The organism is Neorhizobium sp. USDA 3394 (assembly GCF_056280385.1).
Genome location: NZ_JBWCDU010000001.1, coordinates 1,432,679 through 1,457,983, shown reverse-complemented (window position 1 = coordinate 1,457,983; position 25,305 = coordinate 1,432,679). Strand labels below are relative to the sequence as shown.

The window sequence follows — 25,305 nt, the reverse complement described above, 5'->3', positions numbered from 1 at the left end:
GGCGATGCTCGAGACCATGCCCCCACGGATCATCCTCGAAACCGAACGCCTGCGCCTCAGAAGCTGGATCGACAGCGACCGCGATCTTTTTCGCGAGATCAACTCCGATCCGAAGGTGATGGAATTTTTCCCGTTCCGCCGCACTTACGAAGAGGCCGATGCCTTTCTGGGAAAACTCAACGACGCGATCACCGAAACCGGTCTCGGCTTTTACGCGCTGGAACTGAAGGAAACGCAGGAGCCCATGGGTTTCTGCGGCCTGTCGCTCGCCAACATGCCGGATATCTTTCCGGTCGAAACGGTAGAGATCGGCTGGCGGCTGGCGACCCGGTTCTGGGGCAACGGGTATGTCACGGAAGCAGCCCGCGCCCTGCTGGACTTCGCCTTCGGCGAAAAGCACCTCGATGCGGTCGTCTCCTTCGCGGTCGGCGAAAACCGGCGATCGACCGCCGTCATGAAGCGCCTTGGCCTGCATCGCATCACCGGCATGGATTTCGAACACCCGCGGGTGCCGGATACGCACCCGCATCTGAAACCGCATGTGGTCTATGCGATCACGCGCGATGAGTGGCAGCGCCAGAGAGCGGCCGCGGGACGCATCCGCTGACCGTTCGCTAAGCCTACTCCAGCGGCAACGCTACGAAGCGCAGGTTTCCGGAAGGATCGGAGACCATCACATGCGCGTTGCGACGGCCTTCGGACTTCAGGACGGCAATTCGCTTGACGACGTCGGCCGGGCTTTCGACGAAATCCTGAGCCACCTCGACCACGACCTCACCGACCTTCAACCCCTTCTGGGCCGCAGGCGAGTTCGGCGCGACGGCGGTGATCAGTACACCTTCGACGCTTTCGACGATGCTGAAACTCTTGCGGCGGTCCTCGTCGAGAACGGCGAGAGTCATGCCGAAGGCTGCGGCCGGATCCTGGCTGAGTTCGCCCTTCTGGTCTCCGGGCGCATTGTTGTTCGGCGTCTTGTTTTCGCCCTGGCCTTCCGGCAGGGCCGGCTGGTCGTCTTCCTCCTCCGGATCGGCGCTATCCTCCAGGCGACCGAGCGTCACCTTGACGGTCTGCTGCTTGCCGTCGCGCAGGATCACCACGTCGACTTCCTTGCTGACCGGGCTCTCCGCAACGATGCGCGGCAGGTCGCGCATCTCGTTGACGGACTGGCCGTCGAAGGTGAGAATCACGTCACCGGCCTTGATCTCGCCGTTCTTGATCGGCCCGCCGTTGACCACGCCGGATACCAGCGCGCCGCGCGCCTTGTCGAGGCCGAGGCTTGCCGCCACGTCGTCGGTGACCGGCTGGATGCGCACGCCGAGCCAGCCGCGGCGCGTCTCACCGAATTCGGTCAGCTGGTGCACGACATTTTCGGCGAGTTCCGTCGGCACGGCGAAACCGATGCCGATCGAACCGCCGGACGGTGAAATGATCGCGGTATTGATGCCGATCACCTCGCCGCGCATGTTGAACAGCGGGCCGCCGGAATTGCCCTTGTTGATGGCCGCATCCGTCTGGATGAAGTTGTCATAGGGACCGGCATTGATGTTGCGGCCGCGGGCCGAGATGATGCCCAACGTCACGGATCCGCCGAGGCCGAACGGGTTGCCGATCGCCATCACCCAGTCGCCGATCCGCATGCGGCGGGAATCGCCGAAACGCACGGCCTTGAGCGGCGCCTTGGGTTCGACCTTCAGGACCGACAGGTCGGTCTTGGTGTCGGTGCCGACCAGCCTGGCCTTGAGCTTCGAGCCGTTCGGGAAAATCACCTCGATGTCGTCGGCGCCCTCGATGACGTGGTTGTTGGTGACCACGTAGCCGGAGGGATCGATCACGAAGCCGGAGCCGAGCGAAGAAACCTTCTGGTTGCCGTTCTGACCGCCCTGGCCATCGAAGAAATCCTCGAAAAACTCCTGGAATGGTGAACCTTCCTGGATCTGAGGCTGCGGGCCGGCTCCCTGGTCCTTGACACTCTGAGAGGTGGAGATGTTGACGACGGCATCGAGCAGGCCCTCGACGAGGTCGGCGATCGAACCCGGGCCGGCGCCCGCGATGGGTCCGGGAGCCGGGGGCGGATTGATGGTCGGAGACGGCGTCGGCGGAGCGGGCAGCATGGCGCCCGGAGAGCCGGCAGCCGGCGGATTGGCATTCTGCCCCGGAGCGGCAGGGACCGGGGTCTGGGCAACCGCCTGCAAGGGTGCCGCCAGCAGGGCAAAAGTTGCCGCAAGCGTGACGCTGCGCTTGAAGGTCGATCGAACCGAATGGGCCATCTGGCGTCCTCGCTGTTGGATTGTCCGCGTCACCCCGGAAGAGCGGTCTCCATCCGGGCAGGCTATAGGAACCTTTGAATCGGGCGGAGTTTCGGCAGAGCATAAGGCGGAATGACGACTGTGGAAATTACCTTTTCGTGAGGATCGCGCCCTCTACCGTTACGCCTGTGGATGGTCTTGTCACGAAAGGGGCGGCTTTGCGCCGCCCCAAGCTTGTCGGATCAGTTCGCCGGCGCTGCGGGCGCGGCAGGCGGCGCCGGCCGGCCCGGAGGCTGGATCGGCGCAAGTGCCTGACCTGCGGACGAGTTGAAGAACCGGAAGAATTCCGAATCCGGCGACAGCACCAGCGTCGTGCCGTTGTCGGCAAGTGCAGCCACGTAGGCACGCATGGTACGGTAGAACTCGAAGAAGGCCGGATCACGCTGGAAGGCCTCGCCGAAGATCTTGTTGCGCTCGGCGTCGCCCTGACCGCGCATGATTTCCGCATCCCGCTGCGCTTCCGAGACGAACTCGACGACCTGGCGGTCGGCGATGGCGCGCGGCGGCGCTGGCCCTGCTCGTTACCACGAGCGCGGATCAGTTCAGCTTCTGCAAGACGTTCCGCCTTCATGCGCTGGAAGGTCTGCTGCGACACTTCCTGGGTGAGGTCGGTCCGGCGGATACGAACGTCGCGGATCGCGAGCCCGAGGGTTTCCGCCGCAGCACTCAGGTCGGCACGGACCTCCTGCATCATCGAAGAGCGCTCGTTGGAAAGCGCCGCGTCGAAATTGCGCAGACCGTAGACCCGGCGCAAAGCCGCGTCGAGTCGGGTGCGAAGGCGCGATTCGGCCGATTCGCGGTCGCCCGACACCGTTTCCCGGAAAAGGCGCGGATCGGTGATCGAGTAGACGACGAAAGCGTCAACTTCATAGAAAGCACCGCCGCGGACCTGGACGCGGATATTGTCGAGATCGAAGCGCAATGCCCGGTCCTCGACATACTGGACGCGGTCGGCATCCATGAATGCGAAGGGCAGCTTGAAATAGATGCCCGGCTCGCGCTTGACGTCCTGGATTTCGCCGAAGCGCACGACGATCGCCTGTTCGCGCTCGTTGACCACGAAGACCGACGAATAGATGAGCATGAGCAGGACGGCGAGGCCGATCAGGAATGCGGGGAGTCGATTGGAGTTCATCGGGTGCCTCCCTGTGTCGGCTGCTTCATCATCTCGTTGAGCGGCAGATAGGGAACGACGCCGTCCTTGCTGTCCAGAATGATCTTGTTGGAGTTCTTCAGGACCGCTTCCATGGTTTCGAGGAAGATTCGCCGGCGCGTGACTTCAGGCGCATTGGCATATTCGTTGTAGATCGAGACGAAGCGCTGCGCCTCGCCCTGCGCTTCGTTGACGACCCTGTCCTTGTAGGCGGATGCCTCTTCGCGGACCTGGGCTGACTGACCGCGAGCCTGGCCGAGCTTCTGGTTGGCGTACTGGTTCGCCTCTTCGACGAAACGGTCCTCGTCCTGTTCGGCGCGCTGCACTTCTTCGAAGGCGTCGGCCACTTCACGCGGCGGCGCTGCATCCTCGATCGGCACGGCATTGATGGAAAGGCCCGAGCCATAGGTGTCCATCGTGCCCTGGATGATGTTGCGCACCTCGGTCGAGATGCCCTCGCGGTTGTCGCGGAAAATGTCCTGCGCCGGCCGGCGGCCGACGACTTCGCGCATGGCGCTCTCGGAAACCTGCTGCAGCGTCGAAGCCGGGCCCTCCAGGTTGAAGAGATAGGCCTTCGGATCGGTCACGGTGAACAGAACCGAGAACTGGACGTTGACGATGTTCTGGTCGCCGGTCAGCATCCAGCCCGCATTGGAACTGGAGCCCCGAGCCGCGCCGATATTCTGCTGCTGTTCGGTAACCTTGACGATCTCGACGGATTCGAAGGGCCAGAAATGGAAATGCAGGCCCGGCATGGAGATTTCGTCCTTCGGGCGGCCGAAACGCAGTTCGACCCCGCGCTCGTCCGGCTGAACCGTATAGACGGATTGGAAGGCGAGGAAGGCAATGATCACGACGAGCACGATCGCGAAGGCGCCGCCGTTGAAGCCGCCGGGCATCACGCTGCGAAGCCGGTCCTGACTGCGCCTTATGATGTCTTCGAGGTCGGGCGGACCGCCGCTGCCCCCGCCGCCGCGTGGGCGGTTCGGTCCCTGTCCCCAGGGCCCTTGATTATTACCGCCACCGCCGCCCCAAGGGCCGCCGCCGCCACCATTCTGATTGCTCCAGGGCATCAAAACCTCTTTGTTCGTATTCGCTCCCAAACCGCGACCCTGCCGTGCGGCAGCCGTCTGGCTATAGCCCGTTATAGGGATGCACCGACCTGCTTTCAACGCAGGTTCAATAACTTCCCGTTCAACGGTAACGAAATGTTTCAGTTTGTCGCGGTTCGGCGGGCATAAGTGGTAAAACGGGTCGGATAACTGTCCTTCTCGCCCACCGGAACGGCAATCTCCTCGACCTTCTCGAACACCGCCGGATCGATGGCAGGAAAGAACGTATCGCCATCCGAAATATCGGTTTCGACATGGGTAACGCGCAGCATGTCTGCGATCTGGATCGCCTGGGCATAGATCTCGCCGCCGCCGAGCACATAAATCTCGTCGGCTCCCGCCTCCTCGGCCCTGCGGCCGGCAATCTTCAGTGCCTCGTCCACCGACGCCGCCACATCGACGCCCTCGTAGTGGAAATCCGGATTACGCGTGACGACCACATGCGGCCGACCAGGGAGAGGCCTGCCGCCGAAACTGTCGAAGGTCTTGCGCCCGACGATAACCGGCTTGCCCAAGGTCAGTGCCTTGAACCGCTTGAGATCGGTCGAAAGCCTCCAGGGCATGTCGCCATCCCGGCCGATGACGCCGTTCTGCGAGACCGCGGCAATGACGACGAGGCGAGGCCTGCTCACACCGCCACCGCCGCCTTGATATGCGGATCGGCCTCATATCCTTCGAGCTCGAAATCCTCGAATCGGAAGGAGAAGATATCCCTGACCGCAGGATTGATGCGCATGGTGGGCAGTGCCTTCGGGGTGCGGGTCAGCTGCAGCTTGGCCTGTTCGAAATGATCCGAATAGATATGCGTGTCGCCGAGCGTATGGACGAAGTCGCCCGGTTTCAGCCCCGTCACCTGGGCGACCATCATCGTCAGCAGCGCGTAGGAGGCGATGTTGAACGGCACGCCGAGAAAGACGTCGGCGGAACGCTGGTAGAGTTGGCAGGAGAGCTTGCCGTCGGCGACGTAGAACTGGAACAGGCAATGGCAGGCGGGCAGCGCCATGTCGTCGAGCTGGCCGACATTCCAGGCCGACACGATGTGCCGGCGCGAGTTGGGGTTGACCTTGAGGCCCTCGATCAGTTGCGAGATCTGGTCGATATGGCGGCCGTCGGGGGCAGGCCAGGAGCGCCACTGATAACCGTAGACGGGGCCGAGCTCGCCCTTTTCGTCCGCCCATTCATCCCAGATCGAAACGCCGTTTTCCTTGAGGTAGGCGATATTGGTGTCGCCCTTCAGGAACCACAGCAGTTCGTGGATGATCGATCTCAGGTGCAGCTTCTTGGTCGTGAGGACCGGAAAACCTTCTGCGAGGTCGAAGCGCATCTGGTGGCCGAACACCGAGCGTGTCCCCTTGCCGGTGCGGTCGCCCCGGTCGGTTCCGGTTTCCATCACATGCCGAAGAAGATCGAGATATTGTTTCATGGGTCAGGCCGCCGATTCCATCGTCATGGAATCATATAGTAGCACAGGACGGCCCGACCAATCTCGTTTGACGGCTTTCCCCCGTTTTAGCGGTGCGGATCAGTCGGAGACGTATTTCCGCCAGTTGTGGTTTTCGGAAAAGCCCAGCACGTCGCGGATCTTGCGGTTGCTGATCGGAGCCTCGAATTCGCCGATCTCGCCGACGATGGGCGTGCCGGGCGCCCAGCGTTCCAGGAACGGCCGGGTCGGCTCGCGAGACGTGATCGTGTCGTTGACCGCGTTGAAGACCTGGAACCCAAGCCCATCCTTTTCGATGCAGAGATGCACGATCTGGCCGAGATCGCGCGCATCGATATAGCTCCAGGCATTGCGTTTGCGCGACGGCGGGTCCGCGAGAAAGGCGGGGAAGCGGCTGTAGTCTTCCGGCGATATCACGTTGCCGATCCGAAGCGCGTAGATATCCGCGCCGAAACGCATGGAAAAGGCACGCGCCGTCTTCTCGTTGACCACTTTCGACAGGCCGTAGCTGTCCATCGGATCGACATCGTAGTCTTCGGTGAGCGGAAACGAATGATAGTCCTTGTCGCCCTCGGCAAAGCAGACCCCGTAGGTCGTCTCGCTGGATGCGATGACCACCTTGGAGATGCCGAGCTTCATCGCCGCCTCGATGACATTGTAGGTGGAGATCGTGTTGGCCGAGAATGTCGCGTTGTCGGGGCGCATCAGGATGCGCGGCACGGCGGCGAAATGCACCACCGCATCGACCGGTGCCGGTCCCTTGCCGCTGTCCAGTCCCTTGAAGCCGAAATGCATCGAGAGCGCGTTAAAGGTCTCGCCGCCGTCCCTCAGATCGGTGATCAGCGTGTTGACGCCGGGGCAATCGAGCGGCACCAGGTCGAGGTTGAAGACCTCATGCCCCTGCCCCAGAAGATACGGCACCACATGCCGTCCTGCCTTGCCGCTGCCGCCGGTGAATACGATCCGCTTGCCCATGACGCCGTCTCAATCCCATCCGGGCCCTGCCCTGCCTTTTCGAGACCGGCATCGCCGGCCGAAAATGACACTCCCGATCGATGATGAAGCACGGCACCGCCTGCCCGTCAACGTCGATCCACGCAAAAGCAGAATGCCTGAAACGCGGCTTTAAGCGCTTGACCTTCCAAGGCCGAAAACTTGTAGCGTCCGCCCCACCTCGTGACTTCGCGTGGAGATGGAGAATAGGCGGTTGCGAAGTTCGAATTGTCGCCGCACCGCAAAAAATCGCTTGACCTTCCCAGTATGGGAAGCTGCAAGCCATCGCCAAGCGGGCGATTGCCTCAATGTTCCGATTGCGGCGGGTTCATCCTTGCTGCCGCCGCGGCGTTGTTGCGATGCCACACAAACGACGTGAAGCGGTGGTTTGAGAAGGCGTCGATTGACAAGCTCGAAGGCACTGGCAATCCTCATAGGCATGAGCGGGATGTATCGAATCACATCTAAGGCAACGGCACTGATGTTCAGACTGGTGATGATCTTGTCACTGGCTGGCTACAGCTTTTCTGCCGTCAGCGCTGCGATGCATCCCGAGAGCGCCGCCCAGGTTTCCCAGATCGAAGATGGTCACGCCTCTCACCATGGCGACGACCGAGTCGCGATGGCCGACGCCGATCATCACGGCAACCAGCATGACCACGGCAGCCCGGAAAAATCCAAGAACTCCTGCTGCACGGATTATTGCGGTGTTACGGCCATCACCTGCCCAGGCTCTTCGTTGAGCCATCCGCGCGTGGTCTCCATTCGCGAATTCATCGACGACACCGATACTGCCGGTCAAAAGCCGAGCCTCCATCGTCCACCTAATATCTGAGAAATAGCACCCGCAGGGCGGGTCTTGCTGTGCCTGTGCGCGAGCGAGCGCCATGGCGCAATTGCGATCATATTCTCGGATTTTCACCATGAAACATTTGTTCCTGGTGGTTGCTCTTCCGCTTTTTGCCAGCGGATGTGCATCCACATTGCCTGAAGTCGTGGCTTCGACAGACCACCCTGACACCGTGCCCGACGTCAGCCCCCCTCGGTACCGGAGCCCGATTGACGGCTACACCCATCGCATGCCCGTCGACCCGAAGCCCTGGCGCAGTCTCAACGACGCCCAGGCTCCGAAAAAAGGATGAGCGGGATGATTGCACGTCACATCAAGCTCGTGTCCGTCATCGTGCTTCCCCTCGTCGCCGGCGGCTGCGTTGCGACGGATTACGCCGCCAAAGATGCCGGTTTCATGAATGCCTCGTCGAAAAGCAGCGAGGCCATCGGCAAGCAAACCGTGTGGGTCCAGAACCGACAGCAGGCCCAGGCAGTCCGGGACCGCGGAAAGGCGCTGATGGCCAGGAAGACCGTCGACGTCGAGACCGCGGTCCAGGTCGCCCTCCTGAACAACAAGGGCCTGCAGGCCTCCTATGCCGATCTCGGAGATAGTGCCGCGGACGCATGGCAGACCCAGCTTTCGGTTTTTCCGACCTTCTCCGTCGGCCTGACCGGGATAGCTACTCCCGGACTTGAGGCCTATCGTGTTCTCGAAGGGGCCGTCGCTGCCAATATTCTGGCGCTGGCGACATACGACAAGAACATCAAGCTGGCCGATACACGCTTCCGGCAGGCTCAGCTCAACGCGGCCATCGCCACGATCTCTCTCGCCGCCGAAACGCGACGAGCCTGGATCAACGCCGTGGCGGCCTGGGAAAACGTCGCCTACCTCAATCAGGCCAAGGTAGCCGCCGACGCTGCGTCCGAACTCGCCAAGAAGATCGGCGAAGCCGGATCGATGCCGAAGGCCGACCAGGCACGTGAACACGTCTTCTATGCGGAGCTGACCGGCGAGACTGCCAAGGCAAGGCTCGAAGCAAAGCTTGCCAAGGAAGAGCTGGTCAGGCTGATGGGCCTTTCCGGCTCCGACATCGACTTCCAGATTCCGAACCGCCTCCCCTCATTGCCGAAGACCCTGATCGGGCGCAGCGACATCGAGGCCGAGTCGATTCACAAGCGCATGGATCTGCAGGTCGCCCGCCTGGAGCTTCAGGCGACCGCCCAGTCCTACAAGCTCGAGGATGTCACCCGCATCGTCACCGACATCGAACTGGTCGGCAATTACGAAAAGGAACGCGAGCGCGAGGACGGCAAGATCCTCTCGGACGTGTCGAAGACCGCGTCGCTGGAGTTCAAGATCCCGATCTTCGATTCCGGACAGGCGCGTCTGCGCAAGGGTGAACTCGCCTACATGCGGGCAGCCAACCAGCTGGCGGAACTTGCGGTCAACGCCCGTTCGCAGGCGCGCTCTGCCTATCTGGCCTACAAGTCGAACTACGATATCGCACGCCATTACCGAAACAGCGTCCTGCCGTTGCGCAATGCCATCGAGGAGCAGTCCCTCCTCTCCTACAACGGCATGATCACCAGCACCTTCGAACTGATCGCCGACACCCGCGAAAAGATCGACTCCACCATCCTCGCCGTCAACGCCAAACGCGACTTCTGGCTCGCCGAAGCGAACCTTGCCCCCGTCATTTATGGCGGCAGCACCGGTTCCGCCTCGGCAGAGACCGAGGTCGCTTCGGCTGAAGAAGCCGAAAATGGCGGACATTGAGAAAGGAAAACGAAAATGTTCAGTAGAAGACAATTGCTGGGAGCTGGTGCCGCCGGAGCCGCCCTCGTCTCCTCCCAGTCGTGGAGTCAGACCTCCAACATGGGTCTGCCGGAAGCTGCCGTCATGGATTCCGCAGCAACCCAGACGCCAGTCCGGCCGTCTGTCGGCCCCGACTACAACCCGGTCGTGACGCTCAACGGATGGACGCTGCCCTTCCGGATGAACAACGGCGTCAAGGAGTTCCATCTCGTCGCCGAGCCTGTCGAGCGCGAGATGGCGGAAGGCATGACCGCCTATCTCTGGGGCTACAACGGCCAGTCGCCGGGCCCGACGATCGAGGCGGTCGAAGGCGACCGCGTCCGTATCTTCGTGACCAACAAGCTGCCCGAGCACACCACCGTCCACTGGCACGGCATGATCCTGCCGTCAGGCATGGACGGCGTCGGCGGGCTGTCGCAGCCGCACATTCCGGTCGGCAAGACCTTCGTCTACGAGTTCGACCTCGTGAAGTCCGGCACCTTCATGTACCACCCGCATTCGGACGAGATGGTCCAGATGGCGATGGGCATGATGGGGTTCTTCGTCGTCCATCCCAAGGATCCGAAGTTCATGCCGGTGGACCGCGACTTCGTTTTCCTGCTCAGCGCCTATGACATCGATCCCGGCACCTATGTGCCGCGCGTCATGGAGATGACTGACTTCAATCTCTGGACCTGGAACAGCCGCATCTTCCCGGGCATCGATCCGCTGGTGGTCTCGAAGAACGACAAGGTCCGCGTCCGCGTCGGTAACCTGACGATGACCAACCACCCGATCCACATGCACGGCTACGATTTCGAAGTGACCTGCACCGACGGCGGCTGGGTCAGGCCAGAGGCACGCTGGCCGGAGGTCAGCATCGACATTCCCGTCGGCGCGATGCGGGCCTACGAGTTCGACGCAAAGCATGTCGGCGACTGGGCGATCCATTGCCACAAGTCGCATCACACGATGAACGCGATGGGCCACGACATCCCGACCTTCATCGGCGTCGACAAGAAGGAGGTCACCAAAAAGATCAGGCAGATCCGCCCCGAATACATGCCGATGGGTACCGCCGGCATGGCCGACATGGGCGAAATGTCGATGGAAATCCCGGAGAACACCGTCCCCATGATGACTGGCTGGGGTCCGCACGGCCCCATCGAGATGGGCGGCATGTTCTCCGTGGTGAAAGTCCGCGAGGGCATCTCGGCGGGCGATTACACCGATCCGGGCTGGTACGAGAACCCGCCCGGCACGCAGGCCTGGGAGTGGACGGGAAGCCTCCCCGACGCCCCCAAGGCCAAAGACGCAAAGACGCAGCCACCCTCGAAACATTCGAACCACGGCTGATCGAGCACTCCAAAAACAATCAAAGGACATGACTATGAAAACTGCAATCCTCGGCCTCCTCCTCGCCACCCTCGCAACGCCGGTTCTGGCATCGGGCAGTCACGCGGGCGGCCACGGTGAAGCCATGGCCGTCGGCGAACCCGGCGACAAGTCGAAGGTCAGCCAGACCATCCGCGTCAGCATGAAGGAAACCCCCGACGGCAAGATGATCTTCACCCCGAACGACTTCAAAGTCCGCAAGGGCCAGACCATCCGCTTCACCATCAAGAACGAAGGCGAACTCGACCACGAGTTCGTCCTCGACCAGGAGGCGAAGGTGATGGAGCACAAGGCGGTCATGGAGAAGTTTCCGGACATGGAGCATGACGATCCGAACGCGATCCGCCTGAAGCCGGGCAAGTCCGGCGATATCGTCTGGAAATTCACCAATGACGGCATCTTCAAGATCGCCTGCCTCGTTCCCGGCCACTACGACGCCGGAATGCACGGCGACGTCACCGTCGCCAACAAGTAAGGTCAGAAGGAGACCGGAAATGCGAACCATCATCAAACTCGCGGTAGTAGCAACGCTCACCCTTACCTCTGCAGCTGGTGCATTCGCCCAGGAATTCACCAAGGCCACCGTCAAGAAGGTCGATGCCAAGGCCAAGAAGGTCACGCTCATCCACGAGGAGCTGAAGGGTCTCGAAATGCCCGCCATGACCATGGTCTTTCAGGTCGGCGACGACGCGTTGCTGGCCAAGCTGAAGGAGGGGGCGAACGTGCAGTTCGTCGCAGAACGGGTCAACGGCAAGCTGACGGTCACGCAGGTAAAGTGACCCTGCTAAAGTGACCCTGCGGCCGCGCTTCGTCAGGAGCGCGGCCTGCTCCCTGGAAGACCGGCTCGACGGCGCGATGTACGCCGTAATGCCGCTAGGGAGTGCGGGCTGCCCCGCCTGAACGGCCAGGAACAGCCGACCGGAGCCCCATTCTTCCGAGCCGAGGTAAAATTCATCGTGACGGAGAGGTAATCGGGGCCTTTCACGCTTGCCACCCCTTTTCACCAGGGGAGGAAGCGCCTATATCACGGTTGCCGGACTTCGGTCCGGCTATGGCAATAAACGGTCGGTGTAATAAACCTATTGGACCCGGGGGCGGTACCCGGCGCCTCCACCAAAAACCGGTCGGTCGCATGCAAACCTTGCAGACCGGCTTTTGATGGGGGCGAAATAGGATCGACAAGGGCTTAAAGATCGAACTTTTGCTCGGCATGATACCACCGTTATCGGGTCAAAAAGTGTAGTTGCAAACGACAACAACGCTAAGGGTTATGCTCTCGCTGCCTAATGGCGGTGCGGGAAATCCGAACTAAGTCCTTGGAGGTAGCACTTTAAGGCGGGGTCCGAAGGCACCTGGCAACAGAAGCCTTCACCTTCGCTCCCCAGTCGAATACTATGGAACTGACTCGGATGCTCGTCGGGGCTTCCCCGCAACCGGTCGGCATGGCATAACGCGTCTGACTAAAAGACGAGAGAATGGAAAGACAGGACCGTATGGGGCAGGACCACATCCGTTACGATATTCTGGCGCAGGACGCTTTGCGCGGCGTCATCCGTAAGGTTTTGACCGAGGTTGCGGCCACGGGCCGTCTGCCGGGCGACCATCATTTCTTCATCACCTTCCTGACCGGCGCCCCCGGCGTGCGCATCTCGCAGCACCTCAAGGCGAAGTACGCGGAACAGATGACCATCGTCGTCCAGCACCAGTTCTGGGATCTCAAGGTCTCCGATACCCAGTTCGAGGTCGGCCTTTCCTTCTCCGATACCCCGGAACGCCTGGTCGTTCCCTTCAACGCCATTCGCGGCTTCTACGACCCTTCGGTGAATTTCGAGCTTGAATTCGAAGTGCCGCTCGCCGACGAGGACGAGAACACCACCGCCGAAATCACCGCCATCCCCGTAGAAGCCGTTTCCAAGTCTGCCGACACCGAAGCCAAGCCGGGCGAAGAGAAGAAGCCCGGCTCGGTCATTTCGCTCGATTCCTTCCGCAAGAAGCAGTAAGCGCCGGGAGGCGCGTCAGCCATGAGCGCCGAAATCGTCAACCTTCGCCAGTTCCGCAAAGCCAGGGAACGGCTCGAAAAGGAAAAGGAGGCGGAACAGAACCGCCTCACCTTCGGCCGTACCAAGGTCGAAAAATCCCTGACCAAGGCACGCAACGACAAGGCGGAGAAGGGGCTCGACCAGAGCCGCCTGGAAAAACCCGGCAAGGACGACTGACTTTCCGTCCGGTGCATATTAACGGTCCGCTAACCAGGCTCGTGCCGGTCGGCTTGACGCCGGAAGTACCACAGTCTGAATAAGCGAGCTTGTTCCGAAGGTCCGGAGAGTCTCGTGATCCGCAAACATTCGGCGACCCTTCACGGTCATCGCACCAGTTTTTCCCTCGAGGACGAGTTCTGGCTCGAATTGAAGGCGATCGCTGCAAAACGCGATATCAGCCTGGCAACCCTGATCGCCGAGATCGACGATCAAAGGGATGCCGCCAGCAATCTCTCGTCGGCGTTGCGCGTCCATGTCCTGACATGGCTCAAGTCTTCATAGAACGGAAACTGGCACCACCGTGAGCAGCTACTGCTGCACCCCTGGCAGGCTTGGCATGTTGGAAATGCCGGGGGACGGAAGGTTTGGAAAGTTCTGGCGGATCGCGCCGTCGGTCGGCGGTACGATGAGCTGCGGCGGCTGGTTGATCTGGCGCTGACGCACCTCTTCCGCCGCACGCGCCGCCGCCTCCACCGCCTGCCGCTGGCGCTCCGCCTCGGATGCCTGCTGGCGGGCGCGCTCTTCGGCCGCGGCCTTGTCGCGGGCCGCCTGTCGCTCGATCGCCTGGAAATTATAAAGCGCCACCTCGCGGCGAAGGCGCTGTTTTTCGAGTACGCTGGCCTGCAGTGTCTCGACACGCCGCCGCTGCTGCTCGAAGGCACGCTGCGACAGGAAATTCGTCATCGCCGCGATATCGATCCGTTTGGCGGGTGCGGCAATATTCCCCGAATATTCGAGCCGGACAGTCGGATCGCCGCCGGCAAGCGCTTCCTCGCCGGCATCGTAGGTGACCGCCAGATTTGCACTCAGGCTGTCGTCCAGCAGATCGAAGCGTCCCTCGCCCGACAGCTTCGTCGTGCCGACGCCTGCCGCGACATTCTGCGCCCGCGCTTCGCCAGCCGTGATCGTCACCGGGATGGTCACGTTGCCGATCGCCGCATTTCCCTGATGCAGCAGGCCGGTTGCGATCGGCCGGACCTTCGCCTCCGTCACCTCGCCGGCAAGCTTGTCGATCGCGGCCATCAAGGGCTTCATCGCGTCCGGATTGATGCCGGCGACCGTCAGGCCCTTCAGCCGCAACTCGGCCGAACCGCCGGTCGCACCGAGGAGTTCGGCCAAGGTCTTGCCGGTCGATTCGGCGGACATGTTGAAATCCAGCTTACCGCTGGCGACCGGCTTGCCGCCAGCCTTCCAGACCAGCGGCGCGAGGTCGGCGTTCTCAGCCGAAATCCGGGCCTGCAGAAGTCCCGTTCCCTCACCGTTCGACATCAGCAGCCGGCCGGCGACCCGGCCGCCCTGCCAGTCGCCCGCACCGTTCTCGATGGTGATGCCGCCGCTGCGATGGGTGACCTTGGCCGTGAAATTATCGATATTGCCGAAAAGTCCGGCATCGAACCTTCGCGCCCTGACGTCGAGAGAGACGTCCGCGCCGGAAAAGATCGGGCGGGCAAAGGGTTTGGAGGAAAACGCCCCGCTCTGCGGATCGCTGACCGGCCCGTAGATGGCCTCCCCGAGCCAGGCAAGATCGAGGCTGTCGATGCTGAGCGAGCCAGTGGCCGGCATGCCCGGCGCCTTGCGGTCGACGGCGAAGTCGCCGCTGATCGCATTGCCGCCGGCGGCACCCTTAATGGCTGCGATCTTCACCGCATCCGGCGTCATGCTGAAATCCGCGTCGAGCGCAACAGACATTCCGGTGCCGAACTGCGGCAGGCCGATGCCGTTCATCAGCAGATAGGGTTCCAGATCCGCACTTCTGAGCGTGACGTGACCGCTGCCCTCGCCAAACCCCTCGCTGTCGACCCGGATGTCGCCGTTGATGTCCAGCGTGGTCTTTTCGGTGGTGAAGGTCAGCGCGGCCTTTGCCGCAGCATCCGAGCCCTGGTGGAGCTTGAGCAGCAGTTCGCCCGCGCCATCCCCCTCGAAAGGCAGGGGATCGAGACCTGCCTGCCCCAGGAGAACCATCGGATCGGGATTGTCGAGCGACGCAACAAGCGTCATGTCGGGGCCGCCCGTCAGGTCGAAGAGACCTGGAAGCTTGAGGTCGGCATTGACCGCGCTGCCGTTGGTCCTGCCCTTGAGGACGACCTCCGCCCCGTTCAGACTTCCGCCGACGGTCAGATTGGCGCTGAGATCGGTGTTGGCGAACCAGCCGCCGTTGGCGGCAAGCCGGGCGAGAGCCGGATGCGGTGGCAGCCGGTCGCGCAGCATGGTCAGGAAGGCGCTCGGATCGGCAGAGCGGAAGACGAGGCTGCCATTGCCTGAATAGGCAAGCAACGAACCCTCGATCCGGCCCCGCGCCGAGATCGTCGCGCCTTCGACATTGCCGATCGTCAGGCGCTCCAGCGACAGCGTGCCACCGGCCAGGGTGAAGGCGGTATCGACGTTGTTGGCGGCGACCCCGAAGGCGGTGAACCGGTCGGCCTTCAGCGTCGCGGCAACCCGATGGTCGAGCACGTCCTGCCCTGCATCGTCGCCGGTCATCAGCGAGGCAAGCGCCCGCATGGCATCGATATCGATCTCGTTGCCGGCAAGGCTCATCGAAAGATTGGGCACCTGCCCCTGGGCGGACTGGCGTTCGACACGGCCCTTGAGCGTCGCCGGACCGATCGCCAGCTCGAGGTTGTCGAACCGCTGCAGGTCCGGCGTCAGGTTGACCTTTGCCGAAAAGCCGGCGGAGCGGAGCTGGCGCAGCTCCGGCGCCACCCGGCCCGAAAGCCAGTCGGAAAGTCCCGACGGCTGGCTGGAGGCAACCAGCATGTCACCGACGAAGGACGTCCGGTCGCGAAGCACGAGGCTGCCCTTGGCCTCCAGCTGCGTGCGGCCCGGCAGGGTGGCAACCACGTTATCCACCGTCCAGCCGCGCCCTGCAGGCCGTATGTCGAGCCTGATATCGCGGATGGTCGTGTCGTTGGCGACGATCGCCGGCAGCCTGAGGCTGGCGCGGCCGGGCACCTGCGGAATGGGGATCGAGGCCGCCAGCCGGATGAAATTGTTGATGCGGCGCTGCGCCGAAGCGGCGGCATCGCGGCCGGTCTTGGCCCGTGCGCCCTCGCCCAGCCGGTTGACGTCGATCTGCTGGCCGTCGGCTGTCAGCAGGAATTCAGGCTTGTCACCGGTATCGAGCGTCGCTTCGCCGGTCACCACGTAAGGGTTGTCGGTCGCCCCGACTTCCAGCCGGTATTGCGGGATGCGGATACGCTCGTTGGTGACCTCGAACCCGCCCTTGAGGCGCGGCCCGGGCGGCGGCGGCGTCACCGGCTCGGTCTCGTCTTCCTCCTCGAGGAAGTCGAGGGTGAAGTTGCCGTTATAGGCAGGCTTGTTGTCGGCGACGGTAAGCTCGCCGTCGAGATTGACCTCGACGGGCTGTGCATCCGGCCAGAGCCTGAGGCGCAGCGGCATGCGCCTGCCCTCGGCATCCGCCGTGCCGCTCGCCAGGTTGAACCGCGTTTCATGACCGTCGAGCGCCGCATTGCCTTCGCCGCGCCAGGGACCGCGCAGCGAGCCGGCGGAAAAATCGCCCGCAAGGCCAGTGATCTGCCGCGACTGCCCGGATTGCTCGTCGATCAGGTTGATCTCGCCACCGGTGATATGCACATCCTCGATGACCACCGTGCGGGCCGGGATCGCGGCGCGGCTGCCGCGCATCCAGTCGAGAGAGCCGTCCTTCAACAGCCGGATCCGAGCCTTCGGCTCCTCGATACGCATGTCGAAGATACGCGCCTCGCCCGAGAGGAAGGGCGCCAGTTCCATATCCATGGAAAACCGTGCCACCTGCACCAGCGGCTGACCATCCGTATCGGCGCCCACCCGGACGTCATGCAGGGTGACTGAGGGAAACGGCAGAATACGCGCATCGACATTGCCGTGGACGGTGACCTTCTTGCCGAGGATGCGGCTGGCCTGCTCCTCGAAGCCGACGCGCAGGCTCGACCAATCGACGAAGAAAGGCGCGAGCAGCGCTGTGAACAGCGCCACCACCACCAATCCGCCGAATGCCAACAGGATGCGTCCGAGCACGGTATCCCTCTCCCTGATCTCGCCTAAGAGACTAGTTCCATTGGCTTCACGGGCAAGTCAAGCTTGCGGGAGCATCTCATTCAGCAATCCTGAAGATCTTGCCCGGATTGAAGATATTATCAGGATCGAGGCCCCGCTTGATGGTCCGCATCAGGCCGACGGCGCCGCCGAGTTCCTCCTCCAGGAACGACATCTTGCCTTGGCCGATGCCATGCTCGCCGGTGCAGGTGCCGTCCATCGAAAGTGCCCGGCGGTTGAGACGGGCGATGAACGCCTCGACCTTGTCGACCGAGGCCGGGTCCTTGCCGTCGAAAAGCACCAGGACGTGGAAATTGCCGTCGCCCGCATGACCGACGATCGGCGCCAGCAACCCCTGTTCCGCAATATCGGCCTGGGTTTCGGCGACGCATTCGGCAAGCCGCGAGATCGGCACGCAGACGTCGGTCGACAGGCCGTCGAGTTCCGGCGCCAGCGCCCGGCTCGCCCAGTAGGCGTTGTGCCGCGCATGCCACAGCTTTGCCCGTTCTTCGGCATTGGCCGTCCAGAGGAATTCGTCGCCGCCGCATTCCGTGGCGATCTCGGCAAACTGCGCCGACTGCAGCGCCACCGTTTCCTCCGTGCCGTGGAATTCCAGGAAGAGCGTCGGCTTTTCCGGATAGGAGAGTTTCGAATAGGCATTGCAGGCCCGCATCTGCACGTCGTCCAGCAATTCGATGCGGGCGACCGGGATGCCCATCTGGATGGTCATGATCACGGCGTCGCAGGCGGCCTTGACGCTCGGGAAGGCGCAGACGCCGCCGCCGATCTTTTCCGGAATGCCCTGCAGCCTCAACGTCACGGAGGTGATGACGCCGAGCGTGCCTTCCGAGCCGACGAAGAGGCGGGTGAGATCGTAGCCGGCCGAGGATTTCCGGGCCCGCTGCGCGGTGCGGATTTCCTCGCCGTCGGCGGTGACCACGGTCAGCGACAGGACATTGTCCTTCATCGTGCCGTAGCGCACGGCATTGGTGCCGGATGCGCGGGTGGCTGTCATCCCGCCGACCGAGGCGTTGGCACCGGGATCGATCGGGAAAAACAGGCCGGTGTCGCGAAGCTCGCGGTTCAGTTCCTCGCGGGTGATGCCAGGCTCGACGGTTACGTCGAGATCGGCCGGGCTGACCCGAAGCACCTTGTTCATGCGGCTGAAATCGATCGAGATGCCGCCGGACGGGGCATTCACCTGGCCTTCGAGCGAGGAGCCGACGCCGAAGGGCACGACCGGCACGCGATGTTCGGCGCAGGCCCTGACCACGGCTTTGACGTCCTCGGCGCTCTCGACGAAGACGACGCCGTCCGGCAATTGCGCCGGCAGATAGGTCGTCGTGTGCGCATGCTGCTCGCGAAACGACTGGCCGGTCTGAAAACGCTCGCCGAAGGATTGCTTGAGGATGCCGAGGACCGTCGAGATGCCCTCTTTGTTGCGGAGACCCGCCTTCACATCCTTGACTGCCATGTCCACTCTCCTCGTGTCTTTTCAAGGGATTGGTTAGGCGACAGGTCGGGTTTTGTCCAGACGGAACCGCGGCGGACCGATCGGGCAAAGTCCGGCCTTGGTGATCCTCGGTTTCTTTTCGTCATCCTCGAGCGAGCAAGGCGAGACCCCATCACCCTGTGTGCCTCACAGGCACGCCCGGCGCTCGATGATGGAAAACGAAACGAGAAGTCGGTCCGACAGCTTCTCACCCGTCCCACGTCGCCGGAGGGAGACCATTTTCCGCGAACCCCGGATGGAAGGACTTACGTCGTTTCCTCACACCCGGCGCCGGTCCCGCCTCGCCGGCACGCCTGCCGGTGTATCCGTGACGGAACGGGAGGATTTCAGGCACGGGCCGGGAGGGCGGGGATGAGAGGGGTGAAAAATTAAATTAAGTCGTTGAGCCGACAGGCGGGTAAAGCTTGGGACATCCCCGCAACGGCACTTCCCGACGAACCTGAAATGAGGATGCCGGACGCGAAACCTGGGGCCGAACCTAGCCCGCCAGGGCCATGCTCAGCCTCTGCTGCACCTGATCGACATTGCCGCGAACATAGACAGCCGTGGGCTTGCCGCCGGTGCTCGCGAGCGCAAGCGCGACGATCGTGACTTCCTCTTCGAAAGTCGTGACGTAAAGCACCTGCGCGGGATTGATGTATACGGACTGGTTATGGGTATTCTTGAAGCCGATCAGTGCCATACGTCTCTCCTTCTGCTGCGTGGCAGGATATGCCATGCCATGCACAAGGTTGCAGCAAGTTTAACAGGCCCGGGTCATGACCGTTATGACCACAAGAAGCCTCGAAACCGACCACCGCAGCGGGATGTCGGCGACGAACCTCCCGTGCTGGTAAGTCCTTGCTCGCCCCGGCAGGCGAGTTTCCAGGAGCCGGACGCGAATCGCCGGCAAGGCCTTCGCACCACGGACAGGTTTTTTGTCCCGGCGCAAAATAGTTCACCTGCACGTCACCGATCGATGCTCTAGATCAGGTTCTGCCTTTTCAAGCTTCAGGAGATCAGCGATGGCGACAATTGCAATCATCGGCGCGGGTGCAATGGGGAGCGGGATCGGCCGGCAGCTCGCGGACGGCGGCGCCAAGGTGTTGACCTACCTGGACGGCCGCTCACCAGAGAGCCACGACCGGGCCAGAGCCGCCGGGATGGAGCCAGCCCCGATTGAAGACATTATCGGGGCGGAGATCGTTCTGTCGATCGTCCCGCCCGGCGAGGCGATCGGCGTCGCGGAGCGCCTGTCAGCGGCGATCGGAGACCGCCCGACCCCGGTGACATTCGTCGATTGCAACGCGATCTCGCCCGACACGATGCGCCAGGTTGCCGCCGTTTTCCGGCCCGGCCAGGCGGATGTGCTGGACGGCTCGATCATCGGCCTGCCGCCGCAGCCGGGAAAAGCAGGGCCGAAGCTCTATATCAGCGGGGACGGGGCGGACAGAAGCGCCGTTCTCGCCGCGCACGGGCTTCACGTCCGCCGGATCGAAGGCGCCATCGGCGCAGCCTCGGCGCTGAAGATGTGCTATGCGGGCATCAACAAGGGCGTTACCGGCCTCGGTACCGCCATGCTTCTCGCGGCCATCGGATCGGGCGCCGACCAGAGCCTCAGGCGGGAGATGGCCGAAAGCAATCCCGACCTCGACAAGAAACTCTCAAGCGCCATTCCGGACATGTATGCGAAAGCCTATCGCTGGGTGGCGGAGATGGAGGAGATCGCCGCATTCCTCGGCAAGGACGATCCGGCCTCGCTGATCTTCAAGGGAATGGCGGGATTGTTTCAGAAAATGGCCGACGACCGGGCCGGCGGCGGCGAGCTTGCCGGCCAGCTCAACGACCTGCTCGGCCGGTAGGTCGTCGAAAATCCCGACATCATCTGCCTGTCCCGGATCGGATCCGAGGATAGCGACTATGGAAGGAACGGATCTGCTCCCGCCCGTCACTCGGCGGCGAGCAGCTGTTCCTCTTTTTCCTTCTCGTTGTCCTGCTTGTCTTCCTTGCGGCGCGAGGCATCCGCCAGTTCCTGATGGAACCGCTCTTCCTCGTGCATATGCGGCTTGGCGAAGCCGGCGATCAGAAGATAGGCGACCGGGGTGATGAACAGCGTCACGATGACCGCAAAGCCGAGGCCGCCGACGATGACCCAGCCGAGCGCGATACGGGCTTCCGCCCCCGCGCCCTGGGCCAGCAGCAGCGGCACGCCGCCGATGACGGTGGCGATCATCGTCATCATCACCGGGCGCAGCCGGATCGCACAGGCGGTTTCGATCGCCTCGCGCACGCTCGTCCCGCGGTCCCGGAGCTGATTGGCGAATTCGACGATCAGGATGCCGTTCTTCGCCATGACCCCGACGAGCAGCACGAGGCCGATCTGGCTGTAGACGTTGAGGCTCGATCCGGTCAGCACCAGCGCGATTGCGGCGCAGGCAAGACCGAGCGGCACGGTCGACATGATGATGATCGACGACAGCACGCTTTCGAACTGCGCCGCCAGCACGAGGAAGATGATCGCGATCGCAAAACCGAAGGTCATCAGCATGGCGTTGGAGTTTTCACCGAGCGTCTTCGCCTCCGCCATCGGGACCAGGCGGACGCCTGCCGGCAGGAACGGCTGGGCGATCGCGGAGACTTCCCTGACCGCATCGCCGAGCGCCACGCCCTCGCGCAGGTTCGACGAGATGGACACCGAGGCAAGCTGTTCCTCGCGGTTGAGCTGCGGCGCCACCGCGCCTTCCTTCAAGGTCGCGATCGTCGACATCGGCACGATCTTGCCGTCGCCGGTCTTGAGGAAGATGTTCTCGAGATCGGTCGGGTCGTCGATCGGCCTCGTGGTCGAGGTGAGCTTGACCGGCAGCGCATCGCCGTTGACGAAGACGTCGACGACCGAGCGGCCCTCGAGCAGCGACTGCATGGCCGTGGACAGGCCGGTAATGTCGATGCCGAGGTCGGAGGCCCGCTCGCGGTCGATCGCGACCGAAAGCTGCGCCTGGGTCGGCTCGTTGGTGAGACGCGGCGTATCGAAGAACCGCGCGCCTTCGCTTTCCATATGCGAGACCAGCTTCAGTGCGGCCGAGGTCAGGACGTCGTAGTCGTTGCCGACCAGGGCCATCTGCAGGCCGTTGCCGGCGCCGCGGATCTTCAGGCTGTTGGCCTGCATGGTGAAGCCCCGCAGGGCCGGAACCCTCAGCGCCGCGGCGTTGACGTCGGCGGCGATCTGGTCCTGCGTGCGGCTGCGCTCGCCCCAGGGCGCCAGCGTCAGGACCATGAAGCCGCTATTGGTGTTGCTGCCGAAACCCGAGATCGAGAAGACATTGGTGATCTCGCCGGAATCGCGCAGCGACTTCAGGTTCTCTTCGACGCGCTGCATCTGGTCGCGGGTATAATCGAGGCTGACGCCCTGCGGCGTCGTCAGGCGCAACATGATCGTCGCGCGGTCTTCGCGCGGCGTCAGCTCGCTCTTGACCAGGCCGAAGACATTGTAGGCGGCGATCGAGAAGACCACCGAGACGACGATGACGACCAGCGGCGCGTTGAGGCAGAACCGCAGCGCCGACGCATAGGCCTTGGCGAACCCGTTGCCGAAGGCGCCGAGGAGGCCGTGGTCCTCCTTCATCGGCTTGGTCAGCATGCGCGACGCGAGCATCGGGCAGAGCGTCAGGGCGGTGACCGAGGATAGGGCCACCGAGAAGGCCAGCACGAAGCCGAATTCCTTGAACAGGCCGCCGATCTGGCCGGGCAGGAAGGACAGCGGAATGAAGACGGCGGCAAGCGTTGCCGTGGTCGCGATGACGGCGAAGAACACTTCCTGGGTACCGAGCACGGCTGCGGCGCGCGGCCCCATGCCTTCCGCTCGTCGCCGGACGATGTTTTCGAGCACGACGATCGCGTCATCGACCACGAGACCGGTCGCGAGCACGATGGCGAGCAGCGTCAGGATGTTGATCGAGAAACCGACGAGGTAGATCGCCACCAGCGTGCCGATCAGCGCCACCGGCATGGTGATCGCCGGGATCAGCGTGGCCCGCCAGTCGCGCAGGAAGAGGTAGATGACCACGACGACGACCGCGGCCGAAAGCACCAACGCGATCTCGACCTCGTGCAGCGCGCCCTGGATGAAGATCGCATCGTCGCCGGTAATGGCAATGCGGGTGCCTTCCGGCAGGGCCTTCTGCATCTCCGCGACGGCGGCCTTGACGCCTTCGGAAATGTTGAGCGTGTTCGACTGCGCCTGGCGGATGATGCCGAGGCCGACGCCCTGCACGCCGTTGGCGCGCAGCACCGTCGTGCCGTCATCCGGACCGAGTGCCACGGTCGCCACATCGCGGACGCGGACATTCGGGCCGATCAGGACGTTCTCGAAATCCTGCGGCGTGGTGAGGTTGGCGGTGGCGCGAACGACGATGTCCTGGGTCGTGCTCTTCAGCGAACCGGCCGGAACGTCGAGTGCGGCGCTCGACAGCGCCTTGGAGACGTCGGCGACGGTCAGGCCGCGCCCGGCCAGGGCGGACTGGTTGACATCGACGCGGAACACCTTGTCCTGGTCGCCGTAAAGTTCGACGTCGGCGACACCTTCGACGGCTGCGAGCCGGTCGACGACTTCGTTGTTGACGAGTTGAGTGAGGTCTTCCATCGACATGTTCGACGAGGTGACCGCAAGGCGCATGATGGCGTCGGAATCGGCGTCCGCCTTGACGATGCGCGGTTCGTCGGCATCGTCCGGCAGCTGGTTGACGACACGGCCAACCGCATCGCGCACGTCGTTTGCGGCCTCCGACAGATCGACGCTGTCGGAAAATTCCATCGTCACTCGGCTGGAGCCGAACTGCGACTGCGAAGACAGGGCCTTGAGGCCGGAGACGCGCGCGACGGCGCCTTCGATGACCTGGGTGACTTCCTGGTCCATCGTCTGCGGCGAGGCGCCGTCGTAATTGGTGCGCACCGTGATGACCGGCTGATCGACGTCGGGAAGTTCGCGCACCTCGACGCCGGCGAGAGCCGCAAGGCCCGCAACGACCAGCAGCGTGTTCAGAACCGCGGCAAGGATCGGCCGGCGGACGAAGAGGGCGGTAAAGCTCTGCGCGGATTTCTCCGCCTCGGCCTTCCCCTCCTCGTCATGGCCAGCGCCTGGGAGTTCCATCTTCATTGGCGCGCCACCTCAGCCGTTTCCGGCGCGCCGGAAATCCGCACCGGCGCCCCTTCCCTCACACGCTGCAGACCTTCGGTCACTATTCTGTCGCCATCCTTGAGTTCGGCGCCCACGAGGACCGCATCGGGGTTGCGCTGGACGACGCGCACCCGGGTCTTGACGGACTTGTTGTCCCGGACCTGCCAGACATACGAACCCTCGCCGTCCCACTGGACGGCCAGCGGGTCGACCGCCGGATATCTTTCGCCTGCAAAGCGCATGCCGACGTTGAAGGCCATGCCGGCGCGCAGCACGTCGCCAGGATTTTCCACGCGAGCGCGGATGCGCATCGTGCGGCTTGCAGGATCGATGCGGTTGTCGATCGCCTCGACCTTGCCGGAAAAGACCTGGCCCGGACGGGCGATCGAACTCGCCTCCACCGGCTGGCCCGGCTCGATCGCCACCGCGAAACGCTCCGGCGCCCAGAAGTCGACCAGAATGGCCGTGCGGTCGTCGAGCGTCACGACATTGGTCTGGGTGGTGACGTTGTCGCCGATATTGACCGCGACGATGCCGGCAATGCCGTCGATCGGGGCGACGATATCGCGGCGCCTGAGATTGAGTTCGGCGGTGGAGAGGGCGAGCTTTGCGGCCTGTTCGGCGATCTGCGCATCGAAAACGTCAAGCCGCGAGAACGACTGCAGGTTCTTGTAGGAAGCGGATTTTTCCTGGGCACTGGCCAGCGCCACGCGCGCCTTGTCGCGTTCGATCGTCTGCTCCTCGTCATCGAGGCGGGCGAGAACCTGGCCCTTGGTGACCTTCTGGCCCGACGTCACCATGATCTCGTTGACGGTACCGGAAGCCTGGGGCATGACGACGACCGACTGGATGGCCTGACCGCTGCCGATCGCCGACAGGCGGTCGTTGACGGTGCCGATTGCGACCGGCTGGGTCACGACGAGCGTCGCCCGGTTGCCGCCCTGGCCGCCTGCCCCGCGCTGCCCGTTCTGCGCTCCGCCCTCGCCCTGCGGACGCGCCGCAGCATTGCCGCTGGCACCACCCGCTGGAGCAGGTGCAGGCTGGGCTGAGGTTCTGGGAATGACGGCGGCGATCACTTCACCGGGAACGCCCATCTTTGTCAGGGTTCCGCCGGCGCTCGGCACCAAGTAGACCCACAGAGCGAGAGCTCCGGCCAGGACTACGAGACAGAGCAGAAGCTGTTTCCAAATCCGCATTCAATTCTCCGATGGCGGCACCAACAGGCCATATTGCCCGGGAGTATCCTTTTTTGCGGCTGCTCACGCAATGGGTGTTCGGCAACCTTACAAAAATGTAACCTCACGAAATTTCACGCATATGT

At 63.1% G+C, this 25,305-nt stretch carries 21 protein-coding genes, 1 other RNA gene and 1 pseudogene; 12 read left to right on the top strand and 11 right to left on the bottom strand.

Translation table 11 applies throughout. From position 1 onward, the window contains the following. Nucleotides 1–4 precede the first annotated feature (4 nt). Nucleotides 5–607 carry a GNAT family N-acetyltransferase gene (locus ACZ9EJ_RS06830; RefSeq protein WP_251089870.1) on the top strand — a complete coding sequence of 201 codons (603 nt, stop codon included), beginning with the start codon at nucleotides 5–7 and terminating at the stop codon, nucleotides 605–607. 13 nt (nucleotides 608–620) lie between these two features. Here the strand turns inward: ACZ9EJ_RS06830 and ACZ9EJ_RS06825 are convergent, their stop codons facing one another. The 6 genes and pseudogenes from ACZ9EJ_RS06825 to ACZ9EJ_RS06800 all read right to left on the bottom strand — a co-directional run bounded on the left by ACZ9EJ_RS06825 (nucleotide 621) and on the right by ACZ9EJ_RS06800 (nucleotide 6,987). Then, complete coding sequence (locus tag ACZ9EJ_RS06825; protein WP_046639237.1) at nucleotides 621–2,267, bottom strand: Do family serine endopeptidase; 1,647 nt, start codon at nucleotides 2,265–2,267, stop codon at nucleotides 621–623. Between the two features lie 221 nt (nucleotides 2,268–2,488). After that, nucleotides 2,489–3,441 (bottom strand): annotated as a pseudogene (gene hflC, locus ACZ9EJ_RS06820) (protease modulator HflC). Beyond that, nucleotides 3,438–4,532 (bottom strand): FtsH protease activity modulator HflK, encoded by a 1,095-nt coding sequence (gene hflK, locus ACZ9EJ_RS06815; RefSeq protein ID WP_046626753.1) that lies wholly within the window; start codon nucleotides 4,530–4,532, stop codon nucleotides 3,438–3,440. Before hflK ends, hflC begins: the two are co-directional and overlap by 4 nt. Before the next feature lie 140 nt (nucleotides 4,533–4,672). Next, nucleotides 4,673–5,203, bottom strand: coding sequence for a dihydrofolate reductase (locus ACZ9EJ_RS06810; protein ID WP_046639235.1), 531 nt, complete (start codon nucleotides 5,201–5,203; stop codon nucleotides 4,673–4,675). Next, a complete protein-coding gene (locus ACZ9EJ_RS06805; protein WP_046639234.1) occupies nucleotides 5,200–5,994 on the bottom strand; it encodes a thymidylate synthase in 795 nt (264 codons plus the stop codon). Before ACZ9EJ_RS06805 ends, ACZ9EJ_RS06810 begins: the two co-directional genes overlap by 4 nt. A gap of 99 nt (nucleotides 5,995–6,093) precedes the next feature. Then, nucleotides 6,094–6,987, bottom strand: coding sequence for an NAD-dependent epimerase/dehydratase family protein (locus ACZ9EJ_RS06800; protein ID WP_046639233.1), 894 nt, complete (start codon nucleotides 6,985–6,987; stop codon nucleotides 6,094–6,096). A gap of 499 nt (nucleotides 6,988–7,486) precedes the next feature. Between ACZ9EJ_RS06800 and ACZ9EJ_RS06795 the strand changes: the two genes are divergently transcribed. The 10 genes from ACZ9EJ_RS06795 (at nucleotide 7,487) to ACZ9EJ_RS06750 (ending at nucleotide 13,566) form a co-directional block, all read left to right on the top strand. Beyond that, a complete protein-coding gene (locus ACZ9EJ_RS06795; RefSeq protein WP_251089868.1) occupies nucleotides 7,487–7,840 on the top strand; it encodes a hypothetical protein in 354 nt (117 codons plus the stop codon). A gap of 88 nt (nucleotides 7,841–7,928) precedes the next feature. Next, complete coding sequence (locus ACZ9EJ_RS06790; RefSeq protein WP_080955669.1) at nucleotides 7,929–8,147, top strand: hypothetical protein; 219 nt, start codon at nucleotides 7,929–7,931, stop codon at nucleotides 8,145–8,147. Nucleotides 8,148–8,152: 5 nt separating this feature from the next. Continuing rightward, nucleotides 8,153–9,613 (top strand): TolC family protein, encoded by a 1,461-nt coding sequence (locus ACZ9EJ_RS06785; RefSeq protein WP_046639342.1) that lies wholly within the window; start codon nucleotides 8,153–8,155, stop codon nucleotides 9,611–9,613. 15 nt (nucleotides 9,614–9,628) lie between these two features. Then, nucleotides 9,629–10,987, top strand: a complete 1,359-nt coding sequence (locus ACZ9EJ_RS06780) for a multicopper oxidase family protein (RefSeq protein WP_046639231.1) — start codon at nucleotides 9,629–9,631, stop codon at nucleotides 10,985–10,987. A 34-nt stretch (nucleotides 10,988–11,021) separates the two neighbouring features. Continuing rightward, complete coding sequence (locus tag ACZ9EJ_RS06775; RefSeq protein ID WP_046626059.1) at nucleotides 11,022–11,501, top strand: cupredoxin domain-containing protein; 480 nt, start codon at nucleotides 11,022–11,024, stop codon at nucleotides 11,499–11,501. A 19-nt stretch (nucleotides 11,502–11,520) separates the two neighbouring features. After that, entirely contained in the window at nucleotides 11,521–11,805 is a 285-nt protein-coding gene (locus ACZ9EJ_RS06770) for a copper-binding protein (RefSeq protein ID WP_046639230.1), read from the top strand. Nucleotides 11,806–12,019: 214 nt separating this feature from the next. Then, nucleotides 12,020–12,399, top strand: a transfer-messenger RNA (tmRNA) gene (ssrA, locus tag ACZ9EJ_RS06765). A 120-nt stretch (nucleotides 12,400–12,519) separates the two neighbouring features. Beyond that, nucleotides 12,520–13,026 (top strand): SspB family protein, encoded by a 507-nt coding sequence (locus ACZ9EJ_RS06760; RefSeq protein WP_046639229.1) that lies wholly within the window; start codon nucleotides 12,520–12,522, stop codon nucleotides 13,024–13,026. A 21-nt stretch (nucleotides 13,027–13,047) separates the two neighbouring features. Further along, nucleotides 13,048–13,242, top strand: coding sequence for a DUF4169 family protein (locus ACZ9EJ_RS06755; protein WP_046626053.1), 195 nt, complete (start codon nucleotides 13,048–13,050; stop codon nucleotides 13,240–13,242). 114 nt (nucleotides 13,243–13,356) lie between these two features. Further along, a complete protein-coding gene (locus ACZ9EJ_RS06750) occupies nucleotides 13,357–13,566 on the top strand; it encodes a ribbon-helix-helix domain-containing protein (RefSeq protein WP_046626051.1) in 210 nt (69 codons plus the stop codon). 27 nt (nucleotides 13,567–13,593) lie between these two features. On the opposite strand, the gene ACZ9EJ_RS06745 is transcribed toward ACZ9EJ_RS06750, so the two are convergent. The 3 genes from ACZ9EJ_RS06745 to ACZ9EJ_RS06735 form a co-directional block, all read right to left on the bottom strand. Next, nucleotides 13,594–17,301, bottom strand: a complete 3,708-nt coding sequence (locus ACZ9EJ_RS06745; protein ID WP_080955661.1) for an AsmA family protein — start codon at nucleotides 17,299–17,301, stop codon at nucleotides 13,594–13,596. Nucleotides 17,302–17,377: 76 nt separating this feature from the next. After that, complete coding sequence (locus ACZ9EJ_RS06740) at nucleotides 17,378–18,793, bottom strand: FAD-binding oxidoreductase (RefSeq protein WP_046639228.1); 1,416 nt, start codon at nucleotides 18,791–18,793, stop codon at nucleotides 17,378–17,380. 517 nt (nucleotides 18,794–19,310) lie between these two features. Beyond that, nucleotides 19,311–19,514 (bottom strand): hypothetical protein, encoded by a 204-nt coding sequence (locus ACZ9EJ_RS06735; protein WP_037087366.1) that lies wholly within the window; start codon nucleotides 19,512–19,514, stop codon nucleotides 19,311–19,313. A gap of 322 nt (nucleotides 19,515–19,836) precedes the next feature. Between ACZ9EJ_RS06735 and ACZ9EJ_RS06730 the strand changes: the two genes are divergently transcribed. Beyond that, entirely contained in the window at nucleotides 19,837–20,673 is an 837-nt protein-coding gene (locus tag ACZ9EJ_RS06730) for an NAD(P)-dependent oxidoreductase (RefSeq protein WP_046639227.1), read from the top strand. A gap of 86 nt (nucleotides 20,674–20,759) precedes the next feature. Here the strand turns inward: ACZ9EJ_RS06730 and ACZ9EJ_RS06725 are convergent, their stop codons facing one another. Together ACZ9EJ_RS06725 and ACZ9EJ_RS06720 are read right to left on the bottom strand one after the other, a co-directional pair. Next, nucleotides 20,760–23,957: an efflux RND transporter permease subunit gene (locus tag ACZ9EJ_RS06725; RefSeq protein ID WP_046639340.1), complete on the bottom strand. Its 3,198-nt coding sequence runs from the start codon at nucleotides 23,955–23,957 to the stop codon at nucleotides 20,760–20,762. A 2-nt stretch (nucleotides 23,958–23,959) separates the two neighbouring features. Further along, the gene (locus tag ACZ9EJ_RS06720) at nucleotides 23,960–25,180 is read right to left on the bottom strand and encodes an efflux RND transporter periplasmic adaptor subunit (RefSeq protein ID WP_046639226.1); all 1,221 of its coding nucleotides are present in this window, start codon (nucleotides 25,178–25,180) and stop codon (nucleotides 23,960–23,962) included. Between the last annotated feature and the right edge of the window lie 125 nt (nucleotides 25,181–25,305).

Coding starts and splice junctions, on each gene's coding strand:
- ACZ9EJ_RS06725 (WP_046639340.1), bottom strand. CDS start 23,957: ATGGAACTCCCAGGCGCTGGCCATGACGAGGAGGGGAAGGCCGAGGCG.
- ACZ9EJ_RS06785 (WP_046639342.1), top strand. CDS start 8,153: ATGATTGCACGTCACATCAAGCTCGTGTCCGTCATCGTGCTTCCCCTC.
- ACZ9EJ_RS06775 (WP_046626059.1), top strand. CDS start 11,022: ATGAAAACTGCAATCCTCGGCCTCCTCCTCGCCACCCTCGCAACGCCG.
- hflK (WP_046626753.1), bottom strand. CDS start 4,532: ATGCCCTGGAGCAATCAGAATGGTGGCGGCGGCGGCCCTTGGGGCGGC.
- ACZ9EJ_RS06805 (WP_046639234.1), bottom strand. CDS start 5,994: ATGAAACAATATCTCGATCTTCTTCGGCATGTGATGGAAACCGGAACC.
- ACZ9EJ_RS06730 (WP_046639227.1), top strand. CDS start 19,837: ATGGCGACAATTGCAATCATCGGCGCGGGTGCAATGGGGAGCGGGATC.
- ACZ9EJ_RS06790 (WP_080955669.1), top strand. CDS start 7,929: ATGAAACATTTGTTCCTGGTGGTTGCTCTTCCGCTTTTTGCCAGCGGA.
- ACZ9EJ_RS06770 (WP_046639230.1), top strand. CDS start 11,521: ATGCGAACCATCATCAAACTCGCGGTAGTAGCAACGCTCACCCTTACC.
- ACZ9EJ_RS06795 (WP_251089868.1), top strand. CDS start 7,487: ATGTTCAGACTGGTGATGATCTTGTCACTGGCTGGCTACAGCTTTTCT.
- ACZ9EJ_RS06755 (WP_046626053.1), top strand. CDS start 13,048: ATGAGCGCCGAAATCGTCAACCTTCGCCAGTTCCGCAAAGCCAGGGAA.
- ACZ9EJ_RS06735 (WP_037087366.1), bottom strand. CDS start 19,514: ATGGCACTGATCGGCTTCAAGAATACCCATAACCAGTCCGTATACATC.
- ACZ9EJ_RS06830 (WP_251089870.1), top strand. CDS start 5: ATGCTCGAGACCATGCCCCCACGGATCATCCTCGAAACCGAACGCCTG.
- ACZ9EJ_RS06740 (WP_046639228.1), bottom strand. CDS start 18,793: ATGGCAGTCAAGGATGTGAAGGCGGGTCTCCGCAACAAAGAGGGCATC.
- ACZ9EJ_RS06760 (WP_046639229.1), top strand. CDS start 12,520: ATGGGGCAGGACCACATCCGTTACGATATTCTGGCGCAGGACGCTTTG.
- ACZ9EJ_RS06780 (WP_046639231.1), top strand. CDS start 9,629: ATGTTCAGTAGAAGACAATTGCTGGGAGCTGGTGCCGCCGGAGCCGCC.
- ACZ9EJ_RS06720 (WP_046639226.1), bottom strand. CDS start 25,180: ATGCGGATTTGGAAACAGCTTCTGCTCTGTCTCGTAGTCCTGGCCGGA.
- ACZ9EJ_RS06800 (WP_046639233.1), bottom strand. CDS start 6,987: ATGGGCAAGCGGATCGTATTCACCGGCGGCAGCGGCAAGGCAGGACGG.
- ACZ9EJ_RS06825 (WP_046639237.1), bottom strand. CDS start 2,267: ATGGCCCATTCGGTTCGATCGACCTTCAAGCGCAGCGTCACGCTTGCG.